Annotated in this window: 1 protein-coding gene; it reads left to right on the top strand. The window is 72.5% G+C overall.

All coding sequences use genetic code 11. From position 1 onward, the window contains the following. Positions 1 to 164: 164 nt before the first annotated feature. Positions 165 to 385: hypothetical protein (locus ACEN88_RS34545; RefSeq protein WP_413346914.1), on the top strand; the 221-nt coding region annotated here is incomplete at its 3' end.

Here is a 385-nt window from a genome sequence, read left to right as displayed (position 1 = left end):
GTCAGGAGGCAGAAGCGCAGCTGCGGATCGCGGTTGGCGAGGTAGTGCACTTCCAGTGACTCGACGAGGGCCGCCACCTCCCCGACGACGACTGCTGCGCGCTGCCCTGCCTGCAGGACGCCGATGCGCCGGGCAATCCGCGCGTGTACCAGCTGGCGCTGGACGTGATCGCGCATGGCGACGGCCGGCTGGACGCGGAAAGCCTCGCGCGCTTCGTCGCCGCTTACCAGGAAGGCGCGCCGCTGGCGCTGGCGGAACTGGCGGCGCTGCCGGCCATGCTGCGCCTCGTGCTGATCGAAAACCTGCGCCGCCTCGCCATGCGCCAGGCGGACACACGGCGCCAGCGCGTGCAGGCCAACCGCTGGGCCGACCGCATGACGGCGCG

The sequence above is a fragment of the Massilia sp. CT11-108 genome, assembly GCF_047302915.1.
GTDB classification, from domain to species: domain Bacteria; phylum Pseudomonadota; class Gammaproteobacteria; order Burkholderiales; family Burkholderiaceae_D; genus Telluria; species Telluria orientalis.
Note: the sequence above shows the minus strand (reverse complement) of the source record. Positions and strands in the feature narration are given on the sequence as shown.